This is a genomic window from Novosphingobium sp. 1529 (assembly GCF_040544855.1).
Lineage (GTDB): Bacteria > Pseudomonadota > Alphaproteobacteria > Sphingomonadales > Sphingomonadaceae > Novosphingobium > Novosphingobium capsulatum.
This window is the reverse complement of sequence record NZ_JBEPKW010000002.1, coordinates 129,512-154,744: the sequence shown is the minus strand read 5'-3', so window position 1 is coordinate 154,744 and position 25,233 is coordinate 129,512. Positions and strand designations below refer to the sequence as shown.

Annotated in this window: 21 protein-coding genes; 11 read left to right on the top strand and 10 right to left on the bottom strand. The window is 65.6% G+C overall.

The window, feature by feature from the left end; translation table 11 throughout:
* Positions 1–3 precede the first annotated feature (3 nt).
* Both sdhD and sdhC read right to left on the bottom strand, forming a co-directional pair.
* The gene (sdhD, locus tag ABIC78_RS06050) at positions 4–387 is read right to left on the bottom strand and encodes a succinate dehydrogenase, hydrophobic membrane anchor protein (protein ID WP_022675380.1); all 384 of its coding nucleotides are present in this window, start codon (positions 385–387) and stop codon (positions 4–6) included.
* Between the two features lie 36 nt (positions 388–423).
* A complete protein-coding gene (sdhC, locus tag ABIC78_RS06045) occupies positions 424–849 on the bottom strand; it encodes a succinate dehydrogenase, cytochrome b556 subunit (RefSeq protein WP_022675379.1) in 426 nt (141 codons plus the stop codon).
* A 134-nt stretch (positions 850–983) separates the two neighbouring features.
* On the opposite strand from sdhC, the gene bla reads away from it, so the two are divergent.
* Together bla and ABIC78_RS06035 are read left to right on the top strand one after the other, a co-directional pair.
* The gene (gene bla / locus ABIC78_RS06040; protein WP_354488306.1) at positions 984–1,922 is read left to right on the top strand and encodes a subclass B3 metallo-beta-lactamase; all 939 of its coding nucleotides are present in this window, start codon (positions 984–986) and stop codon (positions 1,920–1,922) included.
* Positions 1,919–2,875 carry a 50S ribosomal protein L11 methyltransferase gene (locus ABIC78_RS06035; RefSeq protein ID WP_354488304.1) on the top strand — a complete coding sequence of 319 codons (957 nt, stop codon included), beginning with the start codon at positions 1,919–1,921 and terminating at the stop codon, positions 2,873–2,875. The genes bla and ABIC78_RS06035 overlap by 4 nt, the downstream gene beginning before the upstream one ends.
* A gap of 126 nt (positions 2,876–3,001) precedes the next feature.
* Here the strand turns inward: ABIC78_RS06035 and ABIC78_RS06030 are convergent, their stop codons facing one another.
* From ABIC78_RS06030 to recN, 3 genes are all read right to left on the bottom strand, one after another.
* Positions 3,002–3,628 (bottom strand): LysE family translocator, encoded by a 627-nt coding sequence (locus ABIC78_RS06030; protein WP_171796092.1) that lies wholly within the window; start codon positions 3,626–3,628, stop codon positions 3,002–3,004.
* A gap of 6 nt (positions 3,629–3,634) precedes the next feature.
* On the bottom strand, positions 3,635–5,728 hold the full coding sequence (ligA, locus tag ABIC78_RS06025; protein ID WP_354488301.1) for an NAD-dependent DNA ligase LigA: 2,094 nt from the start codon (positions 5,726–5,728) through the stop codon (positions 3,635–3,637).
* A gap of 134 nt (positions 5,729–5,862) precedes the next feature.
* Complete coding sequence (gene recN / locus ABIC78_RS06020) at positions 5,863–7,527, bottom strand: DNA repair protein RecN (protein ID WP_354488299.1); 1,665 nt, start codon at positions 7,525–7,527, stop codon at positions 5,863–5,865.
* A 148-nt stretch (positions 7,528–7,675) separates the two neighbouring features.
* On the opposite strand from recN, the gene ABIC78_RS06015 reads away from it, so the two are divergent.
* The 8 genes from ABIC78_RS06015 (at position 7,676) to ABIC78_RS05980 (ending at position 14,827) form a co-directional block, all read left to right on the top strand.
* Positions 7,676–8,581, top strand: coding sequence for a UDP-2,3-diacylglucosamine diphosphatase (locus ABIC78_RS06015; RefSeq protein WP_354488297.1), 906 nt, complete (start codon positions 7,676–7,678; stop codon positions 8,579–8,581).
* Positions 8,581–9,639, top strand: a complete 1,059-nt coding sequence (locus ABIC78_RS06010) for a glycosyltransferase family 4 protein (protein WP_354488295.1) — start codon at positions 8,581–8,583, stop codon at positions 9,637–9,639. The genes ABIC78_RS06015 and ABIC78_RS06010 overlap by 1 nt, the downstream gene beginning before the upstream one ends.
* A gap of 98 nt (positions 9,640–9,737) precedes the next feature.
* Positions 9,738–11,222, top strand: a complete 1,485-nt coding sequence (gene amyA, locus ABIC78_RS06005; RefSeq protein ID WP_354488293.1) for an alpha-amylase — start codon at positions 9,738–9,740, stop codon at positions 11,220–11,222.
* Between the two features lie 135 nt (positions 11,223–11,357).
* Complete coding sequence (locus ABIC78_RS06000) at positions 11,358–11,654, top strand: hypothetical protein (protein WP_054131054.1); 297 nt, start codon at positions 11,358–11,360, stop codon at positions 11,652–11,654.
* A 179-nt stretch (positions 11,655–11,833) separates the two neighbouring features.
* Positions 11,834–12,565 carry a TonB family protein gene (locus ABIC78_RS05995; RefSeq protein WP_354488291.1) on the top strand — a complete coding sequence of 244 codons (732 nt, stop codon included), beginning with the start codon at positions 11,834–11,836 and terminating at the stop codon, positions 12,563–12,565.
* Positions 12,566–13,018: 453 nt separating this feature from the next.
* Positions 13,019–13,933, top strand: a complete 915-nt coding sequence (locus ABIC78_RS05990; protein WP_354488289.1) for a hypothetical protein — start codon at positions 13,019–13,021, stop codon at positions 13,931–13,933.
* Entirely contained in the window at positions 13,926–14,258 is a 333-nt protein-coding gene (locus ABIC78_RS05985; protein ID WP_354488287.1) for an STAS-like domain-containing protein, read from the top strand. The genes ABIC78_RS05990 and ABIC78_RS05985 overlap by 8 nt, the downstream gene beginning before the upstream one ends.
* Positions 14,259–14,260: 2 nt before the next feature.
* A complete protein-coding gene (locus ABIC78_RS05980; protein WP_354488286.1) occupies positions 14,261–14,827 on the top strand; it encodes a hypothetical protein in 567 nt (188 codons plus the stop codon).
* Between the two features lie 281 nt (positions 14,828–15,108).
* Here the strand turns inward: ABIC78_RS05980 and ABIC78_RS05975 are convergent, their stop codons facing one another.
* From ABIC78_RS05975 to ABIC78_RS05960, 4 genes are all read right to left on the bottom strand, one after another.
* Positions 15,109–15,918, bottom strand: a complete 810-nt coding sequence (locus ABIC78_RS05975; RefSeq protein WP_022677032.1) for an outer membrane protein assembly factor BamD — start codon at positions 15,916–15,918, stop codon at positions 15,109–15,111.
* Between the two features lie 202 nt (positions 15,919–16,120).
* Positions 16,121–16,561 carry an RrF2 family transcriptional regulator gene (locus ABIC78_RS05970; protein ID WP_022677031.1) on the bottom strand — a complete coding sequence of 147 codons (441 nt, stop codon included), beginning with the start codon at positions 16,559–16,561 and terminating at the stop codon, positions 16,121–16,123.
* Between the two features lie 102 nt (positions 16,562–16,663).
* A complete protein-coding gene (locus ABIC78_RS05965) occupies positions 16,664–18,205 on the bottom strand; it encodes a carboxylesterase/lipase family protein (RefSeq protein ID WP_354488283.1) in 1,542 nt (513 codons plus the stop codon).
* Positions 18,206–18,210: 5 nt separating this feature from the next.
* Positions 18,211–20,451: a beta-glucosidase family protein gene (locus ABIC78_RS05960; RefSeq protein ID WP_502915643.1), complete on the bottom strand. Its 2,241-nt coding sequence runs from the start codon at positions 20,449–20,451 to the stop codon at positions 18,211–18,213.
* 131 nt (positions 20,452–20,582) lie between these two features.
* On the opposite strand from ABIC78_RS05960, the gene ABIC78_RS05955 reads away from it, so the two are divergent.
* Positions 20,583–21,695, top strand: coding sequence for a LacI family DNA-binding transcriptional regulator (locus tag ABIC78_RS05955; protein WP_054131051.1), 1,113 nt, complete (start codon positions 20,583–20,585; stop codon positions 21,693–21,695).
* Positions 21,696–21,717: 22 nt separating this feature from the next.
* Here ABIC78_RS05955 and ABIC78_RS05950 read toward each other — a convergent pair whose 3' ends face one another.
* A complete protein-coding gene (locus ABIC78_RS05950) occupies positions 21,718–25,191 on the bottom strand; it encodes a glycosyl hydrolase (RefSeq protein WP_354488278.1) in 3,474 nt (1,157 codons plus the stop codon).
* Between the last annotated feature and the right edge of the window lie 42 nt (positions 25,192–25,233).

Genomic DNA, 25,233 nt, shown 5'->3' with positions numbered 1-25,233 from the left:
GGCTTACGCGGCCCCCAGTGCGATGCGGATGATCGAGACGATGCCGAACACGGCAGCGGCGGCGGGCACGAAGTTGATCAGCATCCAGGATGCGACCTTTCCGCCTTCCTCGTGAATATAGTCTTCGAGCATGACCTGCACGCCCAAGCGCGCGTGGTACAGCGTGTTGAGCACCAGCAGCACCAGCATGGTGGCCGACAACGGCTTCGCCGCCCAGCCATGCACGGTGACGTAATCGTGCGCGGGCAGCAGCGCCAGGCTGATGCCGAGGAAGGGGATGACGATCAGGTTGCCCACCGCCGTAAGGCGCTGGGCCAGCCAGTGGTGCGTGCCGGCGTGGCTGGAGCCCAGCCCGCGCACGCGACCGATCGAAGTTCCGTTACCCATGGTACCTCCGAGAAATCAGGTAAGGCGTGCCGGCGCTTAGCGCAGCAGCACGAAGCCCCAGAACAGAGCCGTAAGACCGACAGAAGCGATCATGGTGAAGACCGACCAACGGGCATTGACCGAAAGTTCGTAGCCCACGCCGATATCGAGCACGAGGTGACGGATGCCGGTGGCGGCATGCTGGAAGAACGCCCACGACAGGCCGACCAGCACGATCTTGCCGAGGATCGCGGTAATGGCGGAAAGGCCGCCATCGGCGCCGGTCCACACATAGGTCATGAACGTTGCATAGGCTTCAGGACCGCTGGCGATCGAACCCAGCCACCACAGCAACAGCGACAGGCCGACAAAGGCCAGGCCATTGCCCGTAACACGGTGGAGGATCGAGACCAGCATGGCCGGACCCCAGCGCCAGATCTGGAGGTGCGGCGAAAGTGGCCGGTTGCTGTGCGCCAGCGCCATGGAACTTCCCCTTATTATCGCAAAGGCGACCGGGATGAGGTTTCCGGTCGGGACGAGTCGCTATTAGTCGAAAAGCCCCGGGGTGCAAGCCGCCGAAAGGGCCAAGCCGAATTCGTATGTTGTCATGCGGCAAGATGACGCGCAAACCACAGGCGATGCGCACCATTCCTATCTTCGCAGCCGCGCTCGCCGGGCTTGTTGCCATGGCCGCGCCAGCGCTTGCCCGATCGCAGCCGTCGCACATTCCGGCGCGGCCCACCCTCGCCCAGGCCTGCCACAACCGCGATGGCTGGGCCGATCCCGCGCCGCCGCAACGGATCTTTGCCAATACCTGGTACGTCGGCACCTGCGGCATCAGCGCGGTGCTTGTCACTTCGCCGCAGGGACATATCCTGATCGACGCGGGCGTGGCGGAGGCCGCCGACAGTGTCGCGCGCAACATCGTTGCCGCCGGTTTTCGCCTGCATGACGTGCGCTGGATCGTGCTCAGCCACGAACATTCCGATCACGCTGGCGGCCTGGCTGCGCTAAAGCGGATGACCGGCGCACGCCTGGCGGCCATGCCCGCCGCCGCGCGCGTGCTCACCACCGGTCAGGTTCCGGCAGACGATCCCCAGTCCGCCTGGCTCAAGCCGTTCCCGGCCGTTGCCGTCGATCGCGTGCTGCATGATGGCGAAACGCTGGTGGCCGGGCCGCTGCGCCTTGTCGCCCATGCCACGCCAGGCCACGCCCCCGGCTCCACCAGCTGGACCTGGACCAGCTGCCAGGGCCGCGATTGCCGCACCATGGCCTATGTCGACAGCGTCACCGCGATGGCCGCGCCGGGTTGGCGCTTTGCCGATCATCCCGCCTATGTCGCGGCGTTTCGCGCCTCGCTCGATCGCATTGCCGCCCTGCCCTGCACCGTGCTGATCACGCCTCATCCCGGCGCCAGCGACCTGTTCGAGCGCCTTGCGCATGGGGCGCCCCGGCCGGTGCCGGGTGCCTGCCGCACCTATGCCGCCAATGGCCGCGCCCGGCTTGACGAGACGCTTGCCAAGGAGGCCGCGCCGCCGCAAAGACCCGCGCCATGAGCTGGAAAATCACCATCCTTGCGCCGCGCCCCATCGTCCAGGCCGCGCTGATCGCCCACGAAGACGTGTTCGACTGGGACGCCGACATCGTGATCGCCGGCAGCGAGATTGCCGAGGACAAGCCCGACGATTGGCAGCTGGAAGCCTGGCTGGCCGACGAACCGGGCGAAGACGAACGCGCCGCGATTGCCGCGCTGTTTGCCGACGGCGCGCCGCCGATGGTGATCGAACAGCTGCCCGAGGAAGACTGGGTCACGCTCAGCCAGCACGGGGTAGAGCCGATCCACGAAGGGCCGTTCCACGTCCACACCCCGGAATATCCGGCAGTGGACACGCCGGGCATCCGCAATTTCCTCATCCCCACCAGCCAGGCCTTTGGCACCGGCCAGCATGCCACCACCGCAGGATGCCTGGCCATGTTGTCGCATATGAAGGGCAATGGCGCCGTCGTGCGCAACCTCGCCGATATCGGCACCGGCACGGGCCTGCTTGCTTTTGCTGGCCTGCATCTGTGGCCCGGCGCGCGCGCCATCGCCAGCGACATCGATGCGGTATGTGGCCCAGTCGTGGCGACCAATGCCGATGCCAACGGCGTGCCGCTGGGCGATGGGCCGGGCAAGCTGGCCATGGTCATCGCGCCGGGCATGGACCACCCGCTGCTGCGCCTATCGGCGCCCTATGACCTGCTGATTGCCAATATCCTGGCGGGTCCGCTGATCGAATTGGCGCCGGAATTTGCCGCGGCGGTCAAGCCAGGCGGTCATATTCTCCTCGCCGGCTTACTCGCCACGCAGGAAAAAGCCGTGCGTGCTGCCTATGCCCGCGCCGGCCTACGCCTCGCGGCGCGCCAAGTGCGCGGCGACTGGTCGATCCTGTGGCTGCGCCGCCGCGCCACCGCGCGCATTCATGCCACCACGCCCGGCGCCCTGCCGGCGTGGTCGCAGAAGTGGTAGGACAGCGCACGACGTCCACCACCCCGCCCCCCTCTAAAGAGGATGAGGCTATAAAATCAGCAGCTTAACTCCCCCTCCTCTTCAGAGGAGGGGGGCGGGGGGTGGTGCGAAACCAAGCGCAAACGCCTAAACCCGGCTGCCCACCATCGCCACACCAAACGCCACAAAGATCGCGCCGGTCACCCGGTTGAACACCTTGCGCGGCGATGGCTTTTCCAGCCAGCGCGCCACCGATCGCCCGCCCAGCGCATAGAGCAGGTACGAGGTCATCTCGATCACGCCAAAGGTTGCCACCATGACGGCAAACTGCGCCGCCTTGGGCCGGGCAGGATCGATGAACTGCGGCAGGAATGCCCCGGCAAACAGCAGCGCCTTGGGATTGCTGATACCGATCAGAAATCCCGTGCGAAACAGGCCGAGCGGCGATGGCAGAGCCACGGGCCCGTCGCCCACCATGTCCACCGGAGATTCCTTGGCGGTCCAGGATTTGTAGCCAAGATAGAGCAGATAAGCCGCGCCGACGATCTTGAGCGCGGTAAACACCTGCGGCATCGCCACCAGAACCGCTGACAGCCCCGCGGCCGACAGGCTGAGCAACGTGAGCACCGCGAGGAAGCACCCGCTCATTGCCAGCATCGCCCGGCCAAAGCCCAGCGTCACGCTGCGCGTCATCACGTGCAGCATGTTGGGGCCAGGCGAGATCGAAATGAAAAAGACGGTGACGACAAACAGCCACCAGGTGTGAAGGGCCATGATCGCCTATCCCGCTGCCTTGAAGATTTCCGCCCAGGCGGCTTCGTCGATCACCTCAATGCCCAGTTCGGCTGCCTTTTTCAGCTTGCTGCCCGCACCCGGCCCCGCAACGACCAGGTCCGTCTTGGGCGAAACGCTGCCAGCGGCCCGCGCGCCCAGCGCCTCGGCCTGGGCCTTGGCCTCGTCGCGGCTCATGGTTTCCAGCTTGCCGGTGAACACTACCGTCTTGCCGGCAACCGCGCTGGCGCGGGTTTCGACGATGAAATCGGGCGGGCTCACTTCACCCAGCAGATCGTCCCACACGGCGATGTTGTGCGGCTCGTGGAAGAAATCGCCCAGCGCTTCCACCACCACCGGGCCAACGCCGTCGATGCCCAGCAGTTCGGCCTTGGCCTCTTCATCCCCGCCATGGGCGCGTTCAGCCACGGCGCGCAAGGCCGGCAGCGTGACGAAGCGCTTCAACAGGTCGCGCGCGGTGACCGCGCCAACGTGGCGAATGCCCAGCCCGAACAGCAGGCGCGCGGCATCGGGCTGGCGCTTGGCCTCGATCGCGGCGAGCAGATTGTCGACCGACTTGTCCTTCCAGCCTTCACGGCCGACGATTTCGTCACGCCGCTTGCGCAGGCGGAAGATATCGGCCGGGCTTTCGAGCCAGCCGAGCGCAAAGAACTCGGCGATAGTCTTTTCGCCCAGGCCCTCGATATCGAGCGCGGCGCGGCTGACAAAATGCTTGAGCCTTTCGGTTCGCTGCGCCGGGCAGACCAGCCCGCCGGTGCAGCGTACATCCACCTCGCCCTCTTCGGCCACCGCCTCGCTGCCGCATTCCGGGCAGTGATCAGGAAAGACATAGGCCGGGCGGTCTTCTTCACGCGTCAGGTTTTCAACCACTTGCGGGATGACATCGCCAGCCCGTTGCAAGACCACGCGATCGCCCACGCGCACACCCAGCCGGCCGATCTCATCACGGTTGTGAAGCGTGACGTTGGTGACGGTCACACCGCCCACCAGCACCGGGCGCAGGCGGCCCACTGGCGTCAGCTTGCCAGTACGGCCCACCTGGATATCGATCGCTTCTACCGTCGTTTCGGCGCGCTCGGCAGGAAACTTGTGCGCCATGCCCCAGCGCGGCGCCTTGGCGACAAAGCCCAGCCGGCGCTGCCATTCCAGGCTATCAACCTTGTACACCACGCCATCGATATCATACGGTAAATCAACGCGTTGCGCCTGAATGCTGCGATAATGCGCCAGCATCTGCGCGGTATCATCGCAACGCGTCAGCAGGGGGGACACTGGCACGCCCCACGCCGCGATCTGCTGCATCATCGCCCACTGCGTTTCGGCCGGCACGGCGCTGGCCGCCCCCCAGCCATGCGCCAGAAACCGCAAGGGCCGCGCGGCCGTCACGCTCGCGTCCTTCTGGCGCAGCGATCCGGCGGCGGCGTTGCGCGGGTTGGCAAAGACCTTGTCGCCCTTTTCCTCCTGCGCGGCATTGAGCGCGAGGAAATCGGCCTTGGCCATATAGACCTCACCGCGGATTTCGAACACGGCCGGCGGTTCGACACCGGAATCGCTACGAAGTTCCTGCGGTATGTCCTTGATATGGGCTACATTGGCAGTCACATCCTCGCCCACCTGGCCATCACCACGGGTCGCCGCGCGCACCAGGCGGCCATCTTCATAGCGCAGCGAGCATGACAGGCCGTCGATCTTGTCTTCCGCCGTCATCACCACCGGTGCATCGGCCGGCAGCGCCAGGAAGCGGCGCACGCGCGCGACGAATTCCTCGACCTCCTCGTCGGTGAAGGCATTGTCGAGGCTCATCATGCGAACCTCGTGCGTCACCTTGCGCAGGGGAGAGGCCGAAACCTCGTGACCCACGGCGCGCGAGGGGCTGTCAGCGCGGATCAGATGCGGAAACGCTGTTTCCAGTTCGGCATTGCGCCGCACCAGCGCATCATACTCGGCATCGGAAATTTCCGGGGCGTCTTCGGCGTGATAGCGCCGGTTGTGATAGGCGATCTGGCGCGCCAGCCGCATCAGTTCGTTGGCGGCAGCCGCCTCGCCCATTGCTGCCGGATCGATGCCTGCCGGATCACTCATTATACGCCACTTTCACCAAACAATTGCACCAGTCACCGGCGCGATACGCCATCACGGCAATTCGTAAAGCGCTATCGCCGGTCCGGGCAAGGCATAGCTGTGGAGGAACCGCCTGCCCACCCGGGCAAAAGGGTTCAAGCCTGTTCGAGCAGGCGGCTGGCCTGCGCGCGCGCCTCGGCGGTCACTTCCGCGCCAGAGAGCATCCGCGCGATTTCCTCCTGGCGGCCGGCCGCGTCCAGCTTGCTCACCGAGGTGCGCGTCACCGTGCCCTCACTCGACTTGGCGATCAGATAATGCGCGTCACCCCGCGCCGCCACTTGCGGGCTATGCGTCACGGCCAGCAACTGCCCACCGTGCGCCAGGCGCGCCAGGCGCTCGCCAATGGCACTGGCCACAGCGCCGCCTACGCCGCGATCGATCTCGTCGAAGATCACGGTCGCTGCCCCGCCCTGTTCGGCCAGCGCCACCTTCAGCGCCAGGATAAAGCGCGACAATTCACCGCCCGAAGCGATCTTGCCCAGCGGCGCAAAATCGCTGCCGGGGTTGGTGGAGATGAGGAACTCCACCGCGTCCATGCCCTGGCCGCTCCAGCGATCCTCGGGCAGGCGCACCACGGCGGTGTGAAAGCGTGCCGCATCCAAGCGCAGCGGCGCCAGTTCGGCGGCCACCGCCTTGTCCAGCTTGCGGGCGGCCTCGGCCCGCTGGACCGACAGCGCCTCTGCCTTGGCGCGATAGTCCAGGCCCGCTTCCATCGCCACGCGCGCCAGGCCTGCGATCTGCGCCTCGCCACCCTCGATCGATTGCAACGCGGCCTGCAATGCCTCGCGCCGGGCGGGCAGGTCGTCCACCGTGCAGCCATGCTTGCGCGCAGCGGCGCGCAGATCGAACAGCCGCGTTTCGATCCGGTCGAGCAGCGCGGGATCGTGCGCCAAGGCCTCGGCGGCGGCCGAGAGCTTGTCTTCCGCCTCGCCCGCCTCGATCACCGCGCGGTCCAGCGCTTCCAGCGCCTCGGCCAAAAGCGGATGCTCTGCCGCGATCCGGTCGAGCCGCCGCGCCGCGCCGCGCAACTGCACCAGGGGCGCGTCCGATCCGCTCCACAGGTGCTGCAATTCGTTGAGATCGCCCGAGAGTCGCTCCCCCTTCTGCATCTCGGCACGCTGCAGGGCGAGTTCTTCCTCCTCGCCCGCCACCGGCTTCAACGCGTCAAGTTCGGCCAGGTGCGCCTCGATCAGGTCCTGCTCGGCCGCCGCGCTCGCCACGCGCGCGCGCGCCTGCGCCAGGGCCTGTTCGGCCGCGCGCCAGCTATCCCATGCGCGCGCCACCTCGGCCGCGTCGGCGCGGGCATAGCGATCGAGCAAGGCCCGGTGGCCACGCGCATTGACCAGCCCGCGATCGTCGTGCTGCCCATGCAGTTCCACCAGAAACCGCGCCAGTTCGCGCAGCAGCGCCACGCCCACCGGCTGGTCATTGATATAGGCACGGCTGCCGCCATCGGCGCGCAACCGGCGGCGGACCAGCAGCGGCTCGCCCGTCTCCCAATCGATCGCCGCTTCGGCCAGGATCGCTTCCACGCCATCGGGCCGCCGCGCGAATTCGAATGTGGCGGTCACGCTCGCCACGTCTTCTCCGGCACGAACCAGGCCGCTGTCGGCGCGGTCCCCCAGCACCAGGCCCAGCGAATCCAGCAGGATCGATTTGCCCGCACCGGTTTCGCCGGTCAGAACGCCCAAACCGCCCGGAAACACGAGGTCCAGCGCCTCGATCAGGACGACATTGCGGATGGAAAGCCCGGTCAGCATCGCTTTCCTTCCTAGCGGGTTGCACGTCCGGCGTCACCCTCCATTTGTTCCCCTCTTGTTTCACAACCATGACACGGTGTCGCCAGCGCGCAATGTGACGGTGCCATGAGATTCGCAAGACAACGGCAGCATATGAAGGGACTGGGTCATGGACCGCCCAAGCGACCGCAACTTTGCCCCCGTCAGCGAATGGCTCAAGGGCGCGCCCGATTGGCTCGACTTGCCCGAACCGCGCGGCTTCCGCCCCAAGCGGCGGGTACGCACGGTGTGGATTTCCGATCTTCATCTCGGCACGCGCGGCTGCAATGCCGAAATGCTGCTCGATTTCCTGGCCTCGATCGAGTGCGAAACGCTCTATCTGGTGGGCGACATCGTCGATGGCTGGCGCCTGTCGCGTGGGTGGTACTGGCCCGATGCGCACAATGAAGTGGTCCGCCGCGTGCTGAAGATGGCGCATCGCGGCACCCGCGTGGTGCTGATCGCCGGCAACCATGACGAGATGCTGCGCCCCTATGCCGGGATGACCTTTGGCGGCGTGGAACTGGCGCTCGACACCATTCACCGCACCGCCGATGGACGGCGCCTGCTGATCACCCATGGCGACGGGTTTGATGGCGTGGTGCTCTATGCCCGCTGGCTCGCGTTCCTGGGCGATGCCGCCTATGCCGTGCTGCTGCGCGCCAATCGCTGGGTCAACCTGGTGCGGCGCCAGTTCAAGCTGCCGTACTGGTCGCTCTCGGCCTATATGAAAAAGCGCGTGAAGAACGCGGTGCAGTTCATCTGCGACTTTGAAGAGGCCGTCGCCCACGCCGCGCGCGACATGGGCGTGGACGGGGTGGTGTGCGGCCACATCCACTGCGCCGAAATCCGCCAGATCGGCGATGTCACCTATTACAACGATGGCGACTGGGTGGAAAGCTGCACCGCCCTGGTCGAGGATTTCACCGGCGCGATGAGCATCGTCGACTGGGTAGAGGAACAGCGCAAGCAGGCGCCGTTCATGCCCGCCGCCGTGCCCGGCCTGCCCAGCCCGGCCGAAACGGAAACTGCCTGATGCGCATTGCGCTCGCTACCGATGCCTGGACGCCGCAAGTCAACGGCGTGGTGCGTACGCTGACCACCACGGTTGCGCACCTGCGCGCGCGGGGCCACGTGGTGGAACTGCTCACCCCCCAGCAGTTCCGCACGTGTGCCCTGCCCGGCTATGGCGAGATCCGCCTGGCCATGGCGCCGCGCTTTGGCACGCGGCGCGCCTTGCGCGATTTTGCGCCCGATATCGTGCATATCGCCACCGAAGGGCCGATCGGCTGGGCCGCGCGCAGTTGGTGCAAATCGGTGGGCGTGCCGTTTACCAGCGCATTTCACACGCGCTTTCCCGATTACGCCGCGATGCGCACGGGGTTGAGCCCTGATGTGTTCTGGCCGGTGATGCGCCGCTTTCACGCGCAAAGCGCGGCGGTGCTGGTATCTACACCCAGCCTGGCGCGCGAGCTGGCCGGGCACGGGATCGTGCAGACCCGGCTGTGGTCGCGCGGCATCGATGCCGGGCTGTTCCATCCCGGCCACGCCCCGCTGCCCCAGCTTGCCGCGCTGCCCGGACCGGTGCTGCTCTATGTCGGCCGCGTGGCCGTGGAAAAGAACCTTGGCGCGTTTCTCGATTGCGCAGTGCCCGGCAGCAAGGTGGTGGTGGGCGACGGACCAGACTTGGCCATGCTCAAAAGCCGCTACCCCCAGGCGCATTTCACCGGCGCGCTTTCGGGCGCCGCGCTGGCCCAGGCCTATCGCGCCGCCGATTGCTTCGTCTTTCCCAGCCGTACCGACACGTTTGGCCTGGTGATGATCGAAGCGATGGCCTGCGGCGTGCCGGTAGCTGCCTTCCCGGTGGCCGGCCCGCGCGACGTGATCGGCGTGGATGGCCGCGGCGCGCAGGGCAACCTGCCCCACCCGGTGGGCGCCTGCCACGAAGACCTCGCCACCGCGATTGCCCAGGCACTGGCCTGCCGCCGGGCCGATGCCGCTGCCTATGGCGCCAGCTATTCCTGGGAAGCGGCCACCGACCAGTTCGAAACCGCGCTAGCCAGCGCCGTGGAGCGGATCGCCTGCGCCGCCTGAGGCACGATCATCGCCAAGTGCGACTTGCCCGATGATGCACTGCAACCAATCCCGCGCTGGGGCATTTGCCGGGAAGCTTTCTCCCATCGGAGCTTCCCATGTCGCAGCGCACCCTGATTCAGATGTTCCATTGGTATCTTCCCGAAGGCGCGCTGTGGGACGATACCGCCCGCGCCGCGCCGGGCCTGGCCGAGATGGGCGTGACCGATGTGTGGCTGCCCCCCGCCTACAAGGGCGCCAGCGGCACCAGCTCGGTAGGCTACGATACCTACGACCTGTTCGATCTGGGCGAGTTTGACCAGAAGGGCACCGTGCCCACCAAATACGGCACCCGCGCCGCGCTGGAAGCAGCCTGCGCCGCCCTGCGCGAGCATGGCCTGCGCGTGATCCACGATGTGGTGTTCGATCACAAGATGGGCGCGGACGAGACCGAACGCGTCAGCGTACGTCGCACCAATCCCGACGATCGCACGCAGATCGAGGACGAGGCGTTCGACGCCACCACCCACACCCGCTTCACCTTTCCCGGTCGCGCTGGTGCGCACTCGCGCTTCATATGGGACCACAAGTGCTTCAGCGGGGTGGACCGCATCGAAGACCCGCAGGAGGACGGCGTGTTTCGCCTCGTCAACCAGTATGGCGATGGCGAATGGAACGAAGAGGTGGACGAGGAACTCGGCAACTTCGATTTCCTGATGGGTGCCGATGTCGAATTCCGCAATCGCGCGGTCTACGAGGAGCTCAAGTTCTGGGGTCGCTGGCTGGCAGACCAGGTGGCGGTCGATGGTTTCCGCCTGGATGCGGCCAAGCACATTCCCGCCTGGTTCTTCCGCGATTGGGTGGGCCATTGCCGCGAAGCCATCAGCCCCGATCTGTTCGTTGTGGCCGAATACTGGCAACCCGATCTGGCCGCGCTGCACACCTATCTCGATCGCGTCGACCACCAGTTGTCACTGTTCGATGCCGCGCTCGTCCACCATTTCTCCGACGCATCGCACGCCGGCGCCGATTACGATCTGCGCACGATCTTTGACGGCACCCTGGTGCAAAGCCTGCCCGAACACGCCGTTACCCTGGTTGCCAACCACGATACCCAGCCGCTTCAGGCGCTCGAGGCGCCGGTGGAAGACTGGTTCAAGCCGCTGGCCTATGCCCTGATCCTGCTGCGCGAAGGCGGCGTGCCCTGCCTGTTCCATCCCGATCTATACGGCGCCAGCTATGCCGATACCGGCGGCGACGGGGAGAACTACGACATTACCCTTGCCCCGGTTGCCTGCCTTGCCCGGCTGACCCAGGCGCGCCAGCGCTTTGCCCATGGCGCCCAGACCGACCTGTTAGACAGCCCCACCTGCATCGGCTTCATCCGCCATGGCACCGCGGATGCCCCGGGCTGCGTGGTGATCCTCAGCAATGGCGAACCCGCCACGCTCACGGCAGAGCTTGGCCCCGATCACGCCGGCGCCACGTTCGTCGATTGGTTGGGCCACGCCCAGGGCGAATGCGTGGCGGATGACCAGGGGGCGCTGGCCGTGCGGTGCGAGGGCGGCAGTGTCAGCGTATGGGTGCGCCAGGACGCTGCCTGAACCAGCGCTTTACACGCTATTACAAAGGCTTGCGATCATTACAGAGATTTCATCGCCTGTGGCGTGAACCAACTGCCACTTCGGTCGTTACCCCTGGCATTATTGCTGGATTGTAACAACGGGAAGGACACAATCATGCGCTCATTCAACCGCAAGCTCGCGCTGGCCCCCGCGATTGTCGCGGCGTTCGGCCTCACCGCGATCGACGCGACGCCGGCGTTTGCCCGCCACCACTATTCGTCGCGGGCGCACTATCGCTGGTGCCGTCACTCCAGCGGCACGACCGGCCTGGTGGCCGGTGGCGCCGGTGGCGCGCTGCTCGGCCATGCCCTGATCGGCGGCCCGGTGGGCATCGTCGCAGGTGCCGTGGGTGGCGCCCTGGGTGGCCGCGCGATCGACCGCACGCTCACCGCCAAGAAGCGCTGCCGCTAACCGATCTGGGGCTGCGTGGCCTAGGGTGTGTGGGGATTCAGGTCAGGGTGGAGCGAGAATGGCTGATTTTCGCGACCCGGAGCGCAGCGTACTTTCGGTACGTGAGCACCGGAAGCGCGAAAAGCGGCCGTTCGCAGCCCGCCATGGGCTGAATCCCCACACACCCTAGCGTGCCAACCATGGCCTTTTCCGCCACTCAGCCCCGATCATCCCGGCTCGTTTCTGCCGGCATCGCCGCCGGCATCGAAGTGGGCCTCGCCATTGCCCTATGGCTCGGCCTCGCCCAGCCGGCGGGCCTGCGCCAGGCAACCCGCGACTGGCTGACGGCAGTCCGGCTCGCCCCGCCGCCATCGCCCGCGCCACCACCACCCAGTCATCATCATCGGCCCAGCGGCAAGTCCGCCCCCCCTGCCCTGCGCGCCAAGGCAGCGCCGGTCTATGCCCCGCTGGTCATCCACGCCCCACCGCCACCGATCCCCGTCGCCCCGCAAGTGGCGCTCGGCACGCAAAGCCACAACGGCGCCGCGCCCACGCCCGGCCCCGGCAGCGGCGCTGGCGGCAGCGGCAATGGCACCGGCTCAGGCGCCAGCGGAAACGGTGACGGCGCCGGCGGCAGCGATCCGGAATGGACCGGCGGCAAGATCAAATCATCAGACTATCCCCTCGCGGCGCGTGAAGCGCACGCCCAGGGCACCACCTCCGTCACCATTGCGGTAACCCCACAAGGCCGCCCCAGCGCCTGCCACATCACGCAATCGAGCCACAACGCCGCGCTCGACACGACCACCTGCGCCCTCGTCCTGCAACGCTTCCGCTTCCGCCCGGCGCGTGATGCCGCCGGGCATGCCGTGGCGGGAGAGGTGGATTATGATCAGGAGTGGACGATGGGGATGATGACGGATGGTGGGTGAGTTGGGGACAGGTTGCGGCACATTTCCGGCAAAGTCGACAGGCAACATACAGCGCTGAATATATTCTAGGAAACGGGCCGTCACGATGCTAACTACTTCCACCACATCAGATACCGACGCCAGCGCAGCCAACCACCTTGAAGGGTAAAGCGGCTTTCACGGAGAACGCGTTTGACCGTGGACGGCAGCCTTAGCGCAAGGTATGCGCCCGTTCCTATTTACGGGAGGGGGCCTTTGCGGAAACTCACAACGAAGCAAAAACTTCGGCATATGCGTAGAGCACGCCGTCAGCTTCGGCTTCACTCAATCCGATTTCCCGGAAAACTCAGCGCACTACGACGTGCAGCGAAAGAGCGGTTCGACGCAGCGAAGCGCTTACTGCCACCATCACGAGTGATCTACGATGAGCGCCCTGGGTGCTGCGTCTTGCAGCCACCCGCGCACCTTGATCTTATGGAAAACTACGAAGAAACGCTCGCATTCCTTATGGAAATACGGGGCCGCTCCAGCACGCAACCGGTGGTTCATCCTGAAACTGGAGCAAAGCTGATACATTTCACAGATTTTGGCGCCTTGAAGACGATATCACCCGGCGCGGGCCTCGTGCTCGCTGCGGAACTCGACCGGCGCCGATTGGTAACCGGCATCAAGCCTCGCTCTTTGGACGCGGAGTGGGATCCTGCCGTGCGATCCTACTTCCAGCAGGCTGGGCTATTCGAATTGCTTGGAATCGAGCCTCAAATCATTGACGATGAAAATGAAAGCGGCCCCTTGCAAGCCGTGCGTTTTGTCCGCGGACGTTCGGTAAAAGGTGAAATCGGGGCGAAATTGAGAGATAGGGTGGAGGCGCTGTGCGGCAAGAAAATCGGGCCGCGCACGACTGTCTATGAAGCCATCTCCGAAGCCATTGCAAACACAAGGCACGCGTATCCTCGGCACATTGGAATCTGGCCCACCAAAGCCACCGGGCAGTGGTGGGCTGCCGGAACGTGGAATAGCGATTCAAACATCGTATCACTCCAGTTGTATGATCAGGGGGTTGGCATTCCTGCAACGCTTCCCAGATCTGAGCATTGGTCGGACGTGTTGAGCAAACTTGGTGGAGGTAGACTTCATCCTGAGCGAGATGCGCACCGGCTGATAACCGCAGCGTTAGAAGTAGGTCGAACTTCAACCGGCGAGAAAGGCCGAGGCCAAGGCTTAGCAGAAATGACCGCATGGATTGATAAATTAGGCAATGGCTTTCTGAGGATAACCAGCGAACGAGGAAGCGTTTCCTACAACGCTGGCGGTGTGGTATCAGGGGTAACGCGCAAGGCCCCGTTCTTTGGGACGTTGATTGAATGGGAGATTGGGCTGCGTGACTGACGTAAAAACGATCACAATCGCTAAAGACTTTTCGCCTTTTCCTGCGGGCAGAAGGCGAAACGATGGCCCATTTACGGGCGAAGCATTTCGAGAAGACGTGCTACGCCCGCTTTTAGCTCGCGGTGATCGCGTCGTGCTCGACATCGACGGTGTCGAGGGTCTTCCGTCCTCGTTTCTTGAAGAGGTTTTTGGTGGCATCGTTCGCCGAGGTATCGATCTGACGACGCTAAGAAGACTCGTCGAATTTCGCCATTCGGATCCAGAACTCGATGCCTATCCTTTCCTGGCTTGGCGCTTTGCTGAAGCCGCATCCGGGCAAAACTAAACTTGTCTTCATTTTTGTCAGCTTGGTTTACGCCGGCGCTGGTCAGCTTCATCGTCTCGCTCTGGGTGAATCGGCGCTCGGAAGCTAGGCGCGCTCGTCGCGACAACATAACAAAACTGTTTGAGGTTACGCGCGAAGACATCCGACGGGCTGTCGAAGCCGCGATCGATTATTTCGCCACTGAGCCATCAAACCGGAAAGCGCTTCAGGAGGCAAAGGTCCTTCTCGGAGAAAGAGAACTACGGGCAGCTATGCCTGTAATTTTAGACTCACATCAAGAATTGGAACACGAGAGTCGCAATGAGGCTCGAAGGCGCTTCCAGGACTTGCTTGCCGAACTAACAGGAGGAAACTTCCAAGAGGCAGCAGGTGAAATCGACCGAGAGCACATTCGCCGCCTAGCGCATGCCGGAGCAGGGCTGCGTTCTGCGCTCGCCAAAATGAGGGATGCTGAATTGCGCATCCTGTTTGAAGCAGACCCTGTAATTATACGGGGAAAGCAATGGATTGGAAAGTTAACTTTAGGCGTGGGGTTTCTATTTCTAACCGCTGATAGTCCGTTCAATTGAAATAAAATTCACCCTTTGGGTGAATCTATTCCATCGTATTGATAAATACGTAGCAAGGCCCAATTATGGGTAGGTCATTTGAATAGCTGATGACTACGCCCCCACCCCTCACTGATAGTGCAACGTATTCTCGCCCCCTCATTCGCCTTCGTCATCTTCGCCAGCTTCCGAAGACTCGCGCGAACATACCGCTCATAGTGCCGGGCCGCCATCACCGCCGCCACAACGAAAAAGGGCGCCCCGCAGGCGCCCTTCCCCAACCTTGCAATCAGCGCAGCCGATCACACCGCGCTGATATCGTCGCCCTTGGCGTTCATCAGCTTGAAGGCGCGCTTGTACCATTCGCTGCCGGGATAGTTGGCGCCCAGCACGGCGGCGGTCTTCTGGGCTTCGTCGCGGATGCCCAGGGCCAGGTAGCATTCGACCAGGCGGAACAGTGCCTCGGGCGTGTGGCTGGTGGTCTGGTACTTGTCGATCACCACGCGGAAGCGCAGCGTGCCGGCCAGCCACTTGCCGCTCTTTTCGTAAAAGCGGCCCACTTCCATTTCCTTGCCGGCCAGGTGGTCGTTCACCAGGTCGAGCTTGAGGCGGGCGTCGGTGGCATAGTCGGTGTTGGGATAGCGGCGGATCACTTCGGTCAGCGCGGTCAGCGCCTGCTGGGTGATCTTCTGGTCACGCGTGACGTCGCTGATCTGCTCGTAATAGCACAGCGCCACCAGGTAATAGGCATAGGGCGCGTCCTTGTTGCCGGGGTGGATCGACAGGAAGCGCTGCGCGGTCTGCACCGACTTGGCATAGTCGCGCGCCACGTAATAGCTGAACGCACCCATCAGCTGCGCGCGGCGGGCCCAGGGCGAATAGGGGTGCTGGCGCTCCACTTCGTCGAACAGCGCGGCGGCCTGCTTGGCGTCGCCCTTGTCCAGCCGGTCCTTGGCCGTCATGTAGAGCGTGTCCACGTCGCGGGCGACATAGGCCACGTCCTTCTTGGCCTTGCCCCCGCCCGCGCACCCTGCGGTCAGGCCCATGGCAACAGTGGCGGCGGCAAGAACGGCGATGCGCAGCGGGCTGCGGCCAGAAGCAGGAAGGGTCATGCGCCGTCCTATAGCCAGCGGCTTGGCACTCGCCAAGCGAAGGTTGCGCGGCCCCCGCAAAAGTTGCGGTTGATTGCATTTTTCCGGGAATGCCCCGATCGTTCGTCATCCTGGGCTAGACCCGGAATCCGCTTTTTTCTGAGCAGGCAGGTCGGCAGCGGGACCCCGGATCACGTCCGGGGTGACGAGAAGCGGGGAAGGATTAGACCGCGGTCTCTTCGAACGGGGGCACCAGCGTGATCGCGTCGGCCAGGGTGACCTTGTCGAGCATGTCGGCCATTTCATCGCGCAGGCGGATCATCAGCCCGCGCAGGCGGCAATCGGCCTCGGGCAGGCAGTTGGCGCAGTGTTCGTGGGCGTTGCGGCTGGCGCAGGGCACCAGGGCCAGGCTGCCGCGCGTCAGGCGGATGATGTCGCCATAGCGGATGTCCACCGGGGGCAGCGCCAGTTCATAGCCGCCGTCGCGACCGCGCTGCGAAACCACCACGCCTTCGCGGGCCATTTCCGACAGGATCACGGTCAGGAACTTGCGCGGGATGTTCTGCGCCTCGGCAATCGCGTCAAGCCGCACTGGGCCTTGTCCAAACGTGTCGGACAGATGCTGCAGGGCACGGATCGTATAACGCGTTTTTTGCGAGAGCATGGGAAATACAAAAAGCCGGTTGCGTGCGAATGTCAACGCCAACGCTTGAATATCCCGGTGCAATGCGGCGATTGCCCGCGGCATTGCACCGGGATCGGTATCTTATGACTTGATCCGCTGCTCCACGAAATCGATCCGCGCGCGATAGGGATCTTCCACCTGCGTGGCGCCTGCTGCAGTGATCAGGTGCACGGTCGTGTCGGTGGGCGTCACCTTGGGCCAGGGCGCCAGGCCGGGCAGGCCATCGGGGCGCCCGGTCTTGGCAAACGCCACCCACATCTTGTGCGTCAGATCGGCCACGGGCTGTTCGGCGGCGATGGCCTTGGGCGTGGTGCGCCCGGCCAGGCTGTCAAACACATAGGGCAGTTCCGAGGCATGCGGCGCGCCGCCCATCTTTTCGAGCGGCTCGGGATGGGCATAGGCAAAGCGATAGAGATAGACCGGCTGACGCGCGGCCAGCGCGCGCGCGATGGTGCGCGCCGGCTCGATGAACATGCGGTCGGCACTGGTCATCGTGCCCACAATCAGGCCGGTGGCCGTGCCCTGGGGATCATAGAGCGCGCGCGCTTTGTCGGCATCGGCGCCATAGGTGGCAAAGATAGCGGCCTTGTCGGTCGTCATCGGGAAACCATCGGCCGAATTGGCGCCGATCATCACCGGCACGGGCGCATCGATGCCAGCGGCGGCGGCATCGTTGGACGCGCCCACGATCGTTTGCCCATCCACCATCGGCCCGGAATAGCCGGTCTGCGCCATGGTCATCATGCTGAGGTTGCCGGTCACCTTTGCCTCGGGCAGCGCGCGCAGCGCGGCGGCATCGAGGCCGGGGGCAAAATCGGCGCCGATCTTGGCCGCACGGGCCATCGTCGGCATCGGCAAGGTGCCATCGCGCCCACCGCCGGATTCGATGATCGCGCGGGCAAACAGTCCGCGCGCCAGCGGCGATTGCAGCAGCATGTGCATGCTCATCCCGCCGGCACTTTCGCCAAACACGGTAACGTTGGCCGGATCGCCACCGAATGCGGCGACATTGGCCTGCACCCACTTGAGCGCGGCGATCTGGTCGAGGAAGCCGAAGTTGCCGCCCAGCCCTTCATCCTTGAGCGCGGGATGGGCGAAGAAGCCGAAGCGGCCGAGCCGGTAGTTGAGGCTGACCAGGACCACGCCATCGCGGGCAAAGGCCGCGCCGGAATAGACCGCCGGCGACGTGCCGCCGTTGACGAAGCCGCCACCGTGCACCCAAACCATCACCGGCAGCCGGGCATTGGCGGCCGCACCCGCCGGCTTCCACACGTTGAGATAGAGGCAGTCCTCGGCCGGCTGGGTGCGGATCGGCGCGGCATCGGGCGGGAACGGCGCCTGCGCGCAATCGTGGCCATAGTGCGTGGCATCGCGCGGCGCACTCCATGCCGCAGCCGGCTGTGGCGCGCGCCAACGCAAGTCACCGACCGGCGGCGCGGCATAGGGAATGCCCTTGAAACTGGCGACGGTGCCTTCCACCGCCCCCACCAGGGTGCCCTGGGCCACCGTCACGGTTGGCGCGGCAGGCGCCGCTGGCGCAGCCTTGGCAAGCGCAGCGCCCGGCAGCGACAGCGCGCCAGCAAGCATCAATCCTGACAGCATCAGCGTTTTGCGAAAGGTCATGATCTTCAATCCTTCCAGTTGCGCGCCGCCAGGCGCACCGTCACCACCTGCCCCAGCGTCTGCGCATCGCTGCCCAGCGCAAAGCCATAGTTGCCCGCCGGCAGCGTCCAGCCGCCACTGCCCTTGCCATCATCCCGCCAATCGGCGAGCAGGCGCTGGTCGATCGCCACGCTGACAGTCTTGCTTTCGCCCGGCTCCAGATGCACGCGGGTAAAGCCGACGAGGCGGCGCTTGGCCGTGCCGGCACGATCGACCAGATAGACCTGGCCGACATCATCGCCCGCCACCTTGCCGGTGTTGCGCAGGGTAAAGCGTGCGGTCTTGCCATCCACGCTCAGCCCATCCTGGGCAAAGCTGGTGTAGCTCAGGCCATAGCCGAACGGGAACAGTGGCTTGGCCCCGGTGCGGGCAAACCAGCGATAGCCCACATCCGCACCCTCAATATTGTAGTCGGCCTTGAGCGTGGTGGTCGGCGTGGGCGGGTTGCCCATGAAATCAGGATCGAGCGTATCGCTGCCATCGAGCTTGGGCCGGGGCAGTTGCGCCACGCTGGCGGGGAACGTGACCGGCAGGCGCCCGCCGGGGTTGGCCTCGCCGAACAGCACCTTGGCGATCGCCTCGCCCCCGCGCGCGCCGGGATACCACGCTTCGAGCACGGCCGCGGTCTTGTCCAGCCACGGCATCGCCACCGGGCCACCGGTTTCCAGCACCACGATCGTGCGCGGATTGGCCGCTGCCACCGCCGCGATCAGCGCATCCTGGCCATCGGGCAAGGACAGATCGGGCTGATCGAGCCCTTCGGTGCGCCATTCGGTGGCGAACACGATCGCCACGTCAGACCGGCGCGCCGCCTCTACCGCATCGGCAATATAGCGCCCGTCACGGAAATGGATGGCCGCCTGCGGCACCCGCGCCTTGATCGCATCGAGCGGGCTGGAGCGGTGGAACTGCTGCTGCATGATCCCGGCAAACATGCCGCCCGCCAGCACCGGGCGCGACACGACTGGGCCACCATCGCCCTGAACCTGGCTCGATCCGCCGCCCGACAGCACGCCGCCATCGGCATAGCCGCCGATCACCGCCACGCTCTTGGCATCACGCAGCAGCGGCAGGGCGTTGTTCTGGTTGCGCAGCAGGACCATGCCGGCAATCGCCGTCTGTTCGGCAACGGCCGCATGCGCCGCCGCATCCCACTGGCCGCCCGGGGTTACCGGGTTCTTGTCGACGCCCGTGGCATATATCGCGGTCAGCACGCGGCGGTTCATATCAGCCAAGCGCGCGGCCCACGCCTTGTCGGTCGCCGCCTTTTCCGCCAGCTTGCTGCCGAAATAGACCGCCTTGTCGAGCTGTTCGCCCGATTGCTGATCGAGCCCGGCCATCGCTGCATCGAGCCCAGGCACCGCGCCCCAGTCAGACATGACAAAGCCCTTGTAGCCCCAATCGCGCTTGAGCACGGTGTTGAGCAGCCAGCTGTTGTCGCACGCGCGATCACCGTTGACGCGGTTATAGGCGCACATGACAGAGCCGGGCTGGCCCTGTTCGATGCCGATCTGGAAAGCCAGCAGATCGCTTTCGCGCGCCGCGGAATTGCCGATCTGGATGTCCACGAACTGGCGCCCGGTTTCCTGGCCATTGAGCGCGAAGTGCTTGATCGTGGAAATAATGTTGTTGGACTGGATGCCACGGATCGCCGCGCCCACCAGCACGCCCGAGAGCAGCGGGTCTTCCGAGAGATATTCGAACGTGCGCCCATTGCGCGGATCGCGCGTCAGATTGACGCCGCCCGCCAGCAGCACGTTGAAGCCGCTGGCGCGCGCTTCGGCGCCGATCATCGCACCGCCCGCCTGCATCACCGCCGGATCCCAACTCGCCGCCTGGGCAATGCCCGATGGCAGCGCTGTCGCGCCCCGCTTGCGCGCACCCGAAACCCAGGCCACACCCAGGCTTGCGTCGGTTTCCTTGAGCGCCGGCACACCCAGGCGCGGCAACCCGGCGATGTAACCGGCGCCTGGCACCGCGTCAGCCGGGATCGGCGGGGCACCGGGAAACAACTGGATGGCCATGATGCCGTGGGTCAACGTGGTGCGCTCGTCCGGCTGCATTGCCTTGACGGTCTGATCGGCCCGTGCCTGCGCCGCGGTCATGTCGACCAGCGCGCTGCTTGGCGCCTGCGCCTGGGCCGAACCCTGCGCCAGCCCTGCTCCGACCGCAGCCAGCGCCACGGCCGAAAGAAATCTCCTGCCCATCTTCATGCACCCTTCCCGTTGATGGCTACAGCGCCACCTGCTTGTTCCGCGTTATCGTGCCGCCGCTTGTCAGCGTTGTCAATTACCTGTTCAGGTTGGCTTGCCGGACAATTGCGTTCATAGCTTGGCCCATGCCCGATCCCGCGCAAAGCCACCGCCCCTCTGCAACCGCCAGTAGCGCCGACGACGACAACGATGCGGCACCCACCACAGCCGGCCGCGCGACGGGTAACATCACGATGAACGATGTGGCGCGGCATGCCGGGGTGTCGCTCAAGAGCGTGTCGCGTGTGATCAACCGCGAGCCGCATGTATCTGATACGCTGCGTATCAAGGTGGAAAAGGCGATTGCCGATCTGGACTATGTCCCCGATCTGGCGGCGCGCTCCCTGGCCGGGGCGCGCTCGTTCATCATCAGCGTGCTGTTCGACAATCCCAGCCCCAACTACACGATGAAAATCCAGGCCGGCGCCTATCAGGCCTGTGTCGACAACCAGTATCACCTGCGCATCGACCGTATCGATTCGGCCCGTCCCGATGCCGAGATCGTGGCTGATCTTGCCGCATTGCTGCGCAACGGACGCTGCGATGGCTTTGTGTTGACCCCGCCGCTGGCCGATCTGCCAGTGGTGCTCGATTTCCTGCGCGAACAGGGCGTGCGCCATGTGCGCGTCGCACCGGAAAAGCCCAGCCTGGAGGCGCCGGGCATCGGCATGGACGATACGGCCGCCGGGGCGGCCGTGGCGCAGATGCTGTGGCAAGCCGGGCATCGCCGCTTTGGCGTGCTGACCGGGCCGCCCAACCATGGCGCCGCCGCGCGCCGCCGCCTTGGCTTTCTTGCCGCCCTGGCCGACCTCGGCCACACCGGCCCGGTGGTGGAAGCCAACGGCGGGTTTTCGTTTGAAGGCGGCATCAGCGCCGGGGCCGATCTGCTGGCACACACCCCGCGCCCCACCGCCATCTTTGCCACCAACGACGATTCGGCGGCCGGCGCGCTGGTTGCCTGTTCGCGGGCCGGCCTTGCCGTGCCGCGCGATGTGTCGATCTGCGGGTTTGACGATAGCTGGGTGGCGCGGTCGGTCTGGCCCTACCTCACCACGGTTTACCAGCCGATCCAGGAAATGAGCTATGCCGCCGCCAGCCTGCTGATGGACCGCGAGGGTGATGCGGCGCCCGCGCTGCGCCTGCTGCCCTATCACCTGGTGGAGCGGGACTCGATCGCCCCGCCCCTGCCCGAGGCCTGAAACGGGGTTCAGTGCCCCCGCGTCAGTGGGTAGTGCCCAGCACCACCGGCCCCACCAGGCCCGATGGGCGCAGCGGCGCATCGGCATTGTAGGTCGGGATCGCCGTCCAGGTTACCTTCGTGGCGCCGGGCTGGGCATCGCCGATCAGGCGGTTGACCCAGCTGTTGGCGACACGCACGGCGATCGTGTTGTTGCCGTTGTGCACCGCGCTGCCCACGTCAAAGCGATAGGGCGCATGCCATTGCGTGCCCAGCGTCTGGCCGTTGACCGTGACCTCGGCAATGTCGTGCACCTCCCCCAGATCGAGCCACAGTGCCTGGCCCTTCTTCCAGCCCTTGGGCAGGCGGAACGTGCGGGCATAGGTGGCCATGCCCGAGAAATAGCGCACCCCAGCGTCGGCATTCTGGTCGAGCCGCGCCAGCGTGGGCATAGCCAGCGTCACCGGCGCGCCGCGCCCGGCCTGGAACGCCACCGTCCAGCCGGTGCCGGGCTTGCCGGCCAGGGGCCCCAGCGGCACATCATGGCTGGCGCGTACCTCGCCATGGGTGGCGGTGGTCGCCTTGCGGAACACGACGAACACCGATTCCTCTGCAGCCAGGGTCAACGGCACGATGGTTTCGCCATTCTCGCTGCGCCACGAAACCGGCTCTACCTTGCCGCTGTCGGCATGCCACAATTCGGGCTGCTTGCCGGTCACACGGAAATGCGCCTCGAACGTCTCGTTACGGTCAAGCCGGTTGACCAGGAACCACGCGTCGCCATCGGTCAACTGGCGATGGACGAACGGCACTTGCGCGTCACTCGCGCCGACCAAGCGGAAATCGGGCGCCACGCCCAGCCGCGCCAGCCCCGCGTCCACGTCAGCCAGCGCGATCACCCGGCCCTTGCCCACCATGGCATCGCCGCTGCCGGGCCACAGCCGCGCCACCAGCTGCTGCCACTGCGCCGCGTTGGCAGGTTGCGCATCATCGAGCGCCGGCGATCCCTGCGGCGCCAGGCCAATCACGCTGGCCCCGCCATCGACCAGTTCGGCCAGCCGGCGCAGGGTCTTGAGCGTCATCATCCGCGATGAGCCACCCAGGTAGACCGCGCGATAGCGTGCCCCACCCTGGCTGACGAGTTCGTTGCCCTGGTTGAGCAGCACCCCGCCCAGCGCATCGGCATTGACGAAGTCATAGGCGTTGGCCTTGGGCGCATCGGCCACCGGCGCCTTGCCATAGAGGCCGGTCAGCGGCGCTTCCTCGCCATAGAAATAGGCGACATCGGCCACGTTGCGCCCCTGCTGCAACAGTAGCGAATTGCGCGCCATGTAATCCACCCAGGGCCGGGCCATTTCCGCCCAGCTTTCGTGGCGGTTGAAGAACTGGCCAAAGATCATCAGCGAAAGGCCTGGCACCTTGTCATCGGTGGGCTGATGGACCGAGGTGTGCACCACCGGGCGGTTGATCCCGCTGACGAATTCCAGGTCGATGATGCGGCGCAAGTCCTTGGGTGTATAGGCCCAGGGCGCCAGTGCCGAGGTCATGGATTCGGCCGCCACCAGGTTCTGGCCATAGACATGCGCAACAGAAGCCGCGCCCTTCATGTCGGCCAGATAGCTGGGGTTGGGGCCAGCCTGGCGCGAAAAGGTCCACAGCGCGGCCATCGGCACATCGGCCCGGGCGCGCATCGCCATGTCGTCGCCCAGCATCGGGCGATTGTCCTCCAGCGCCTCGCCATAGACCTTGAGGCCGTTTTCGTGCGCCACCTGGGCCACCATGCCATAGTGTTCCGAGGCGAGCAGATCCGCCAGGGTGCGGCGCCAGTCGTAAAGAAAGCGATCGGCATCGGCGCGGCTGCCGATCAATACGCCGGCCAGCGTCGGCAGCCAGGGCGTTGGGTCATAGCCGCGCAGGCGCTTGAACTGGTCGATCATCTTGGGCGTCCAGTTGGCTGCGCCCACCTCGATGGAATCGGTCAACAGCGCGGTAACCCCGCGCCGCCCGATCAGGTCTGCCCCGGCGGCATCGCGATACATTCCCAGATAATGCGTCAGATAGCGCCGCACTGCCGCGCCATCGAACTTGTCCACTTCCAGCCCGGTGGCCTCGGGCGCGGCCGGGTGGTTGGTCGTGCCCAGCAGGCTGGTGCCAAAGCGCAGAATGCGCCAGGCGCTGCCGGCCGGCGGTGTCCAATCGAGCGTGCCATCGGGGCGCAGCTTGCCGGTCAGGTTCACCACCTTGGCCGCATCGGTCCCAGTGGCGGCAGCATCGGGCGTGCCCAGCGCGTAATAGTCCTGCTCCACGGCAAAGCCGGCCTTGGCCTCGAACCGGTCAACCCGCGGCTGGGCATAGAGGCGGAAGTGGCGCAGATCGAACGGCGCGGTGGCGCCAGCGGACATCATCTTCATGAAGCCCACGTCGGTGGCGGCACCCGGCGCCGGATCGCCCAGGTTCGAGCCCTTGAACGGCAGCGGCGCCAGGACCACGCGGAACTGGCTGGCGGTAACCGGGGCAAAGCTCACCGAGGTTGGCGCATTCGACACCGGAATATCGGCCACCTTGGTCCAGGTCGTGCCGTCGCTGCTCGCTTCCAGGCGCGGCGCCACCACGGCACCAGCAAACATCGCCTTGGCCCCGGCCATGAACAGGCTGACACCCCGCACGGTCTGCGGCCGGGCAAACCGCGCCAGCAAGATCGACGGCTGCTCGGCACTGCCATGGGCGACCATCTGCCGCTTGGCAAAGCTGTCGCCGGTCAGTGCTGCGGCATCGAGCGACTTGCCATCCGGGCCAGTGATGGCCGGCACAGGCAAATCAACCTGGCCAGCATCCACCGGCACCGCCAGCACGGCCACGTCGGCATAGAATTCGTGCGCCTGTTCCGGGCCTTCCTTGGTCAGCGCCGCCAGCGGGTCGTTCAGCTCCATATCCTGGAACGTGCCGGTCACGCGCGGCGGCGCTGGCAGCGGCGCGGTCAGCGCGGCGCCACCGGGCACCACGGTTTCGCTCCACACCACTTTCTTGAGCGCATCGGCCGGCTGCACCCACGGGCCGCCTGTTTCCGACCAGCCGGGCGAGGAGGCAATGGCCAGTTCAAGCCCGCGCGCGTCGGCGGTATAGGCGGCAAAGCGGAACGCGTCCTTCCATTCCGGCGACATGAACACCAGGCGATGATCGACCACCTGCGGCGTCATCAACCCGGCATCGAACGCCTGGAGGCCGCCGATGCCCATGCGGCTCATCCAGTCAATGTCCTTGGCGATGCCATCCTTGGTGACATTGCCGTTCATCCAGTGCCACCACACGCGCGGCCGGGCCGAGGCGGGCGGATCGCGGAACTGCAGATCGAGCGGCACGGCCGTGCCGGCATGCACCGCCGCCACGCCCGGCACTGGCGGCGCCGGATCGGGTGCCGCCATGGCCACGCTGCCGCTGCCAATGCCAGCACCCACGCCGGCAAGTGCGCTGGCCAGCAGCAGGGCGGTGCGGATGCGGCAAAGCGCCGGCTCGATCATGCAATTCTCTCCTGGGAAATCAGTTTTCGGTTTTGGCCATTT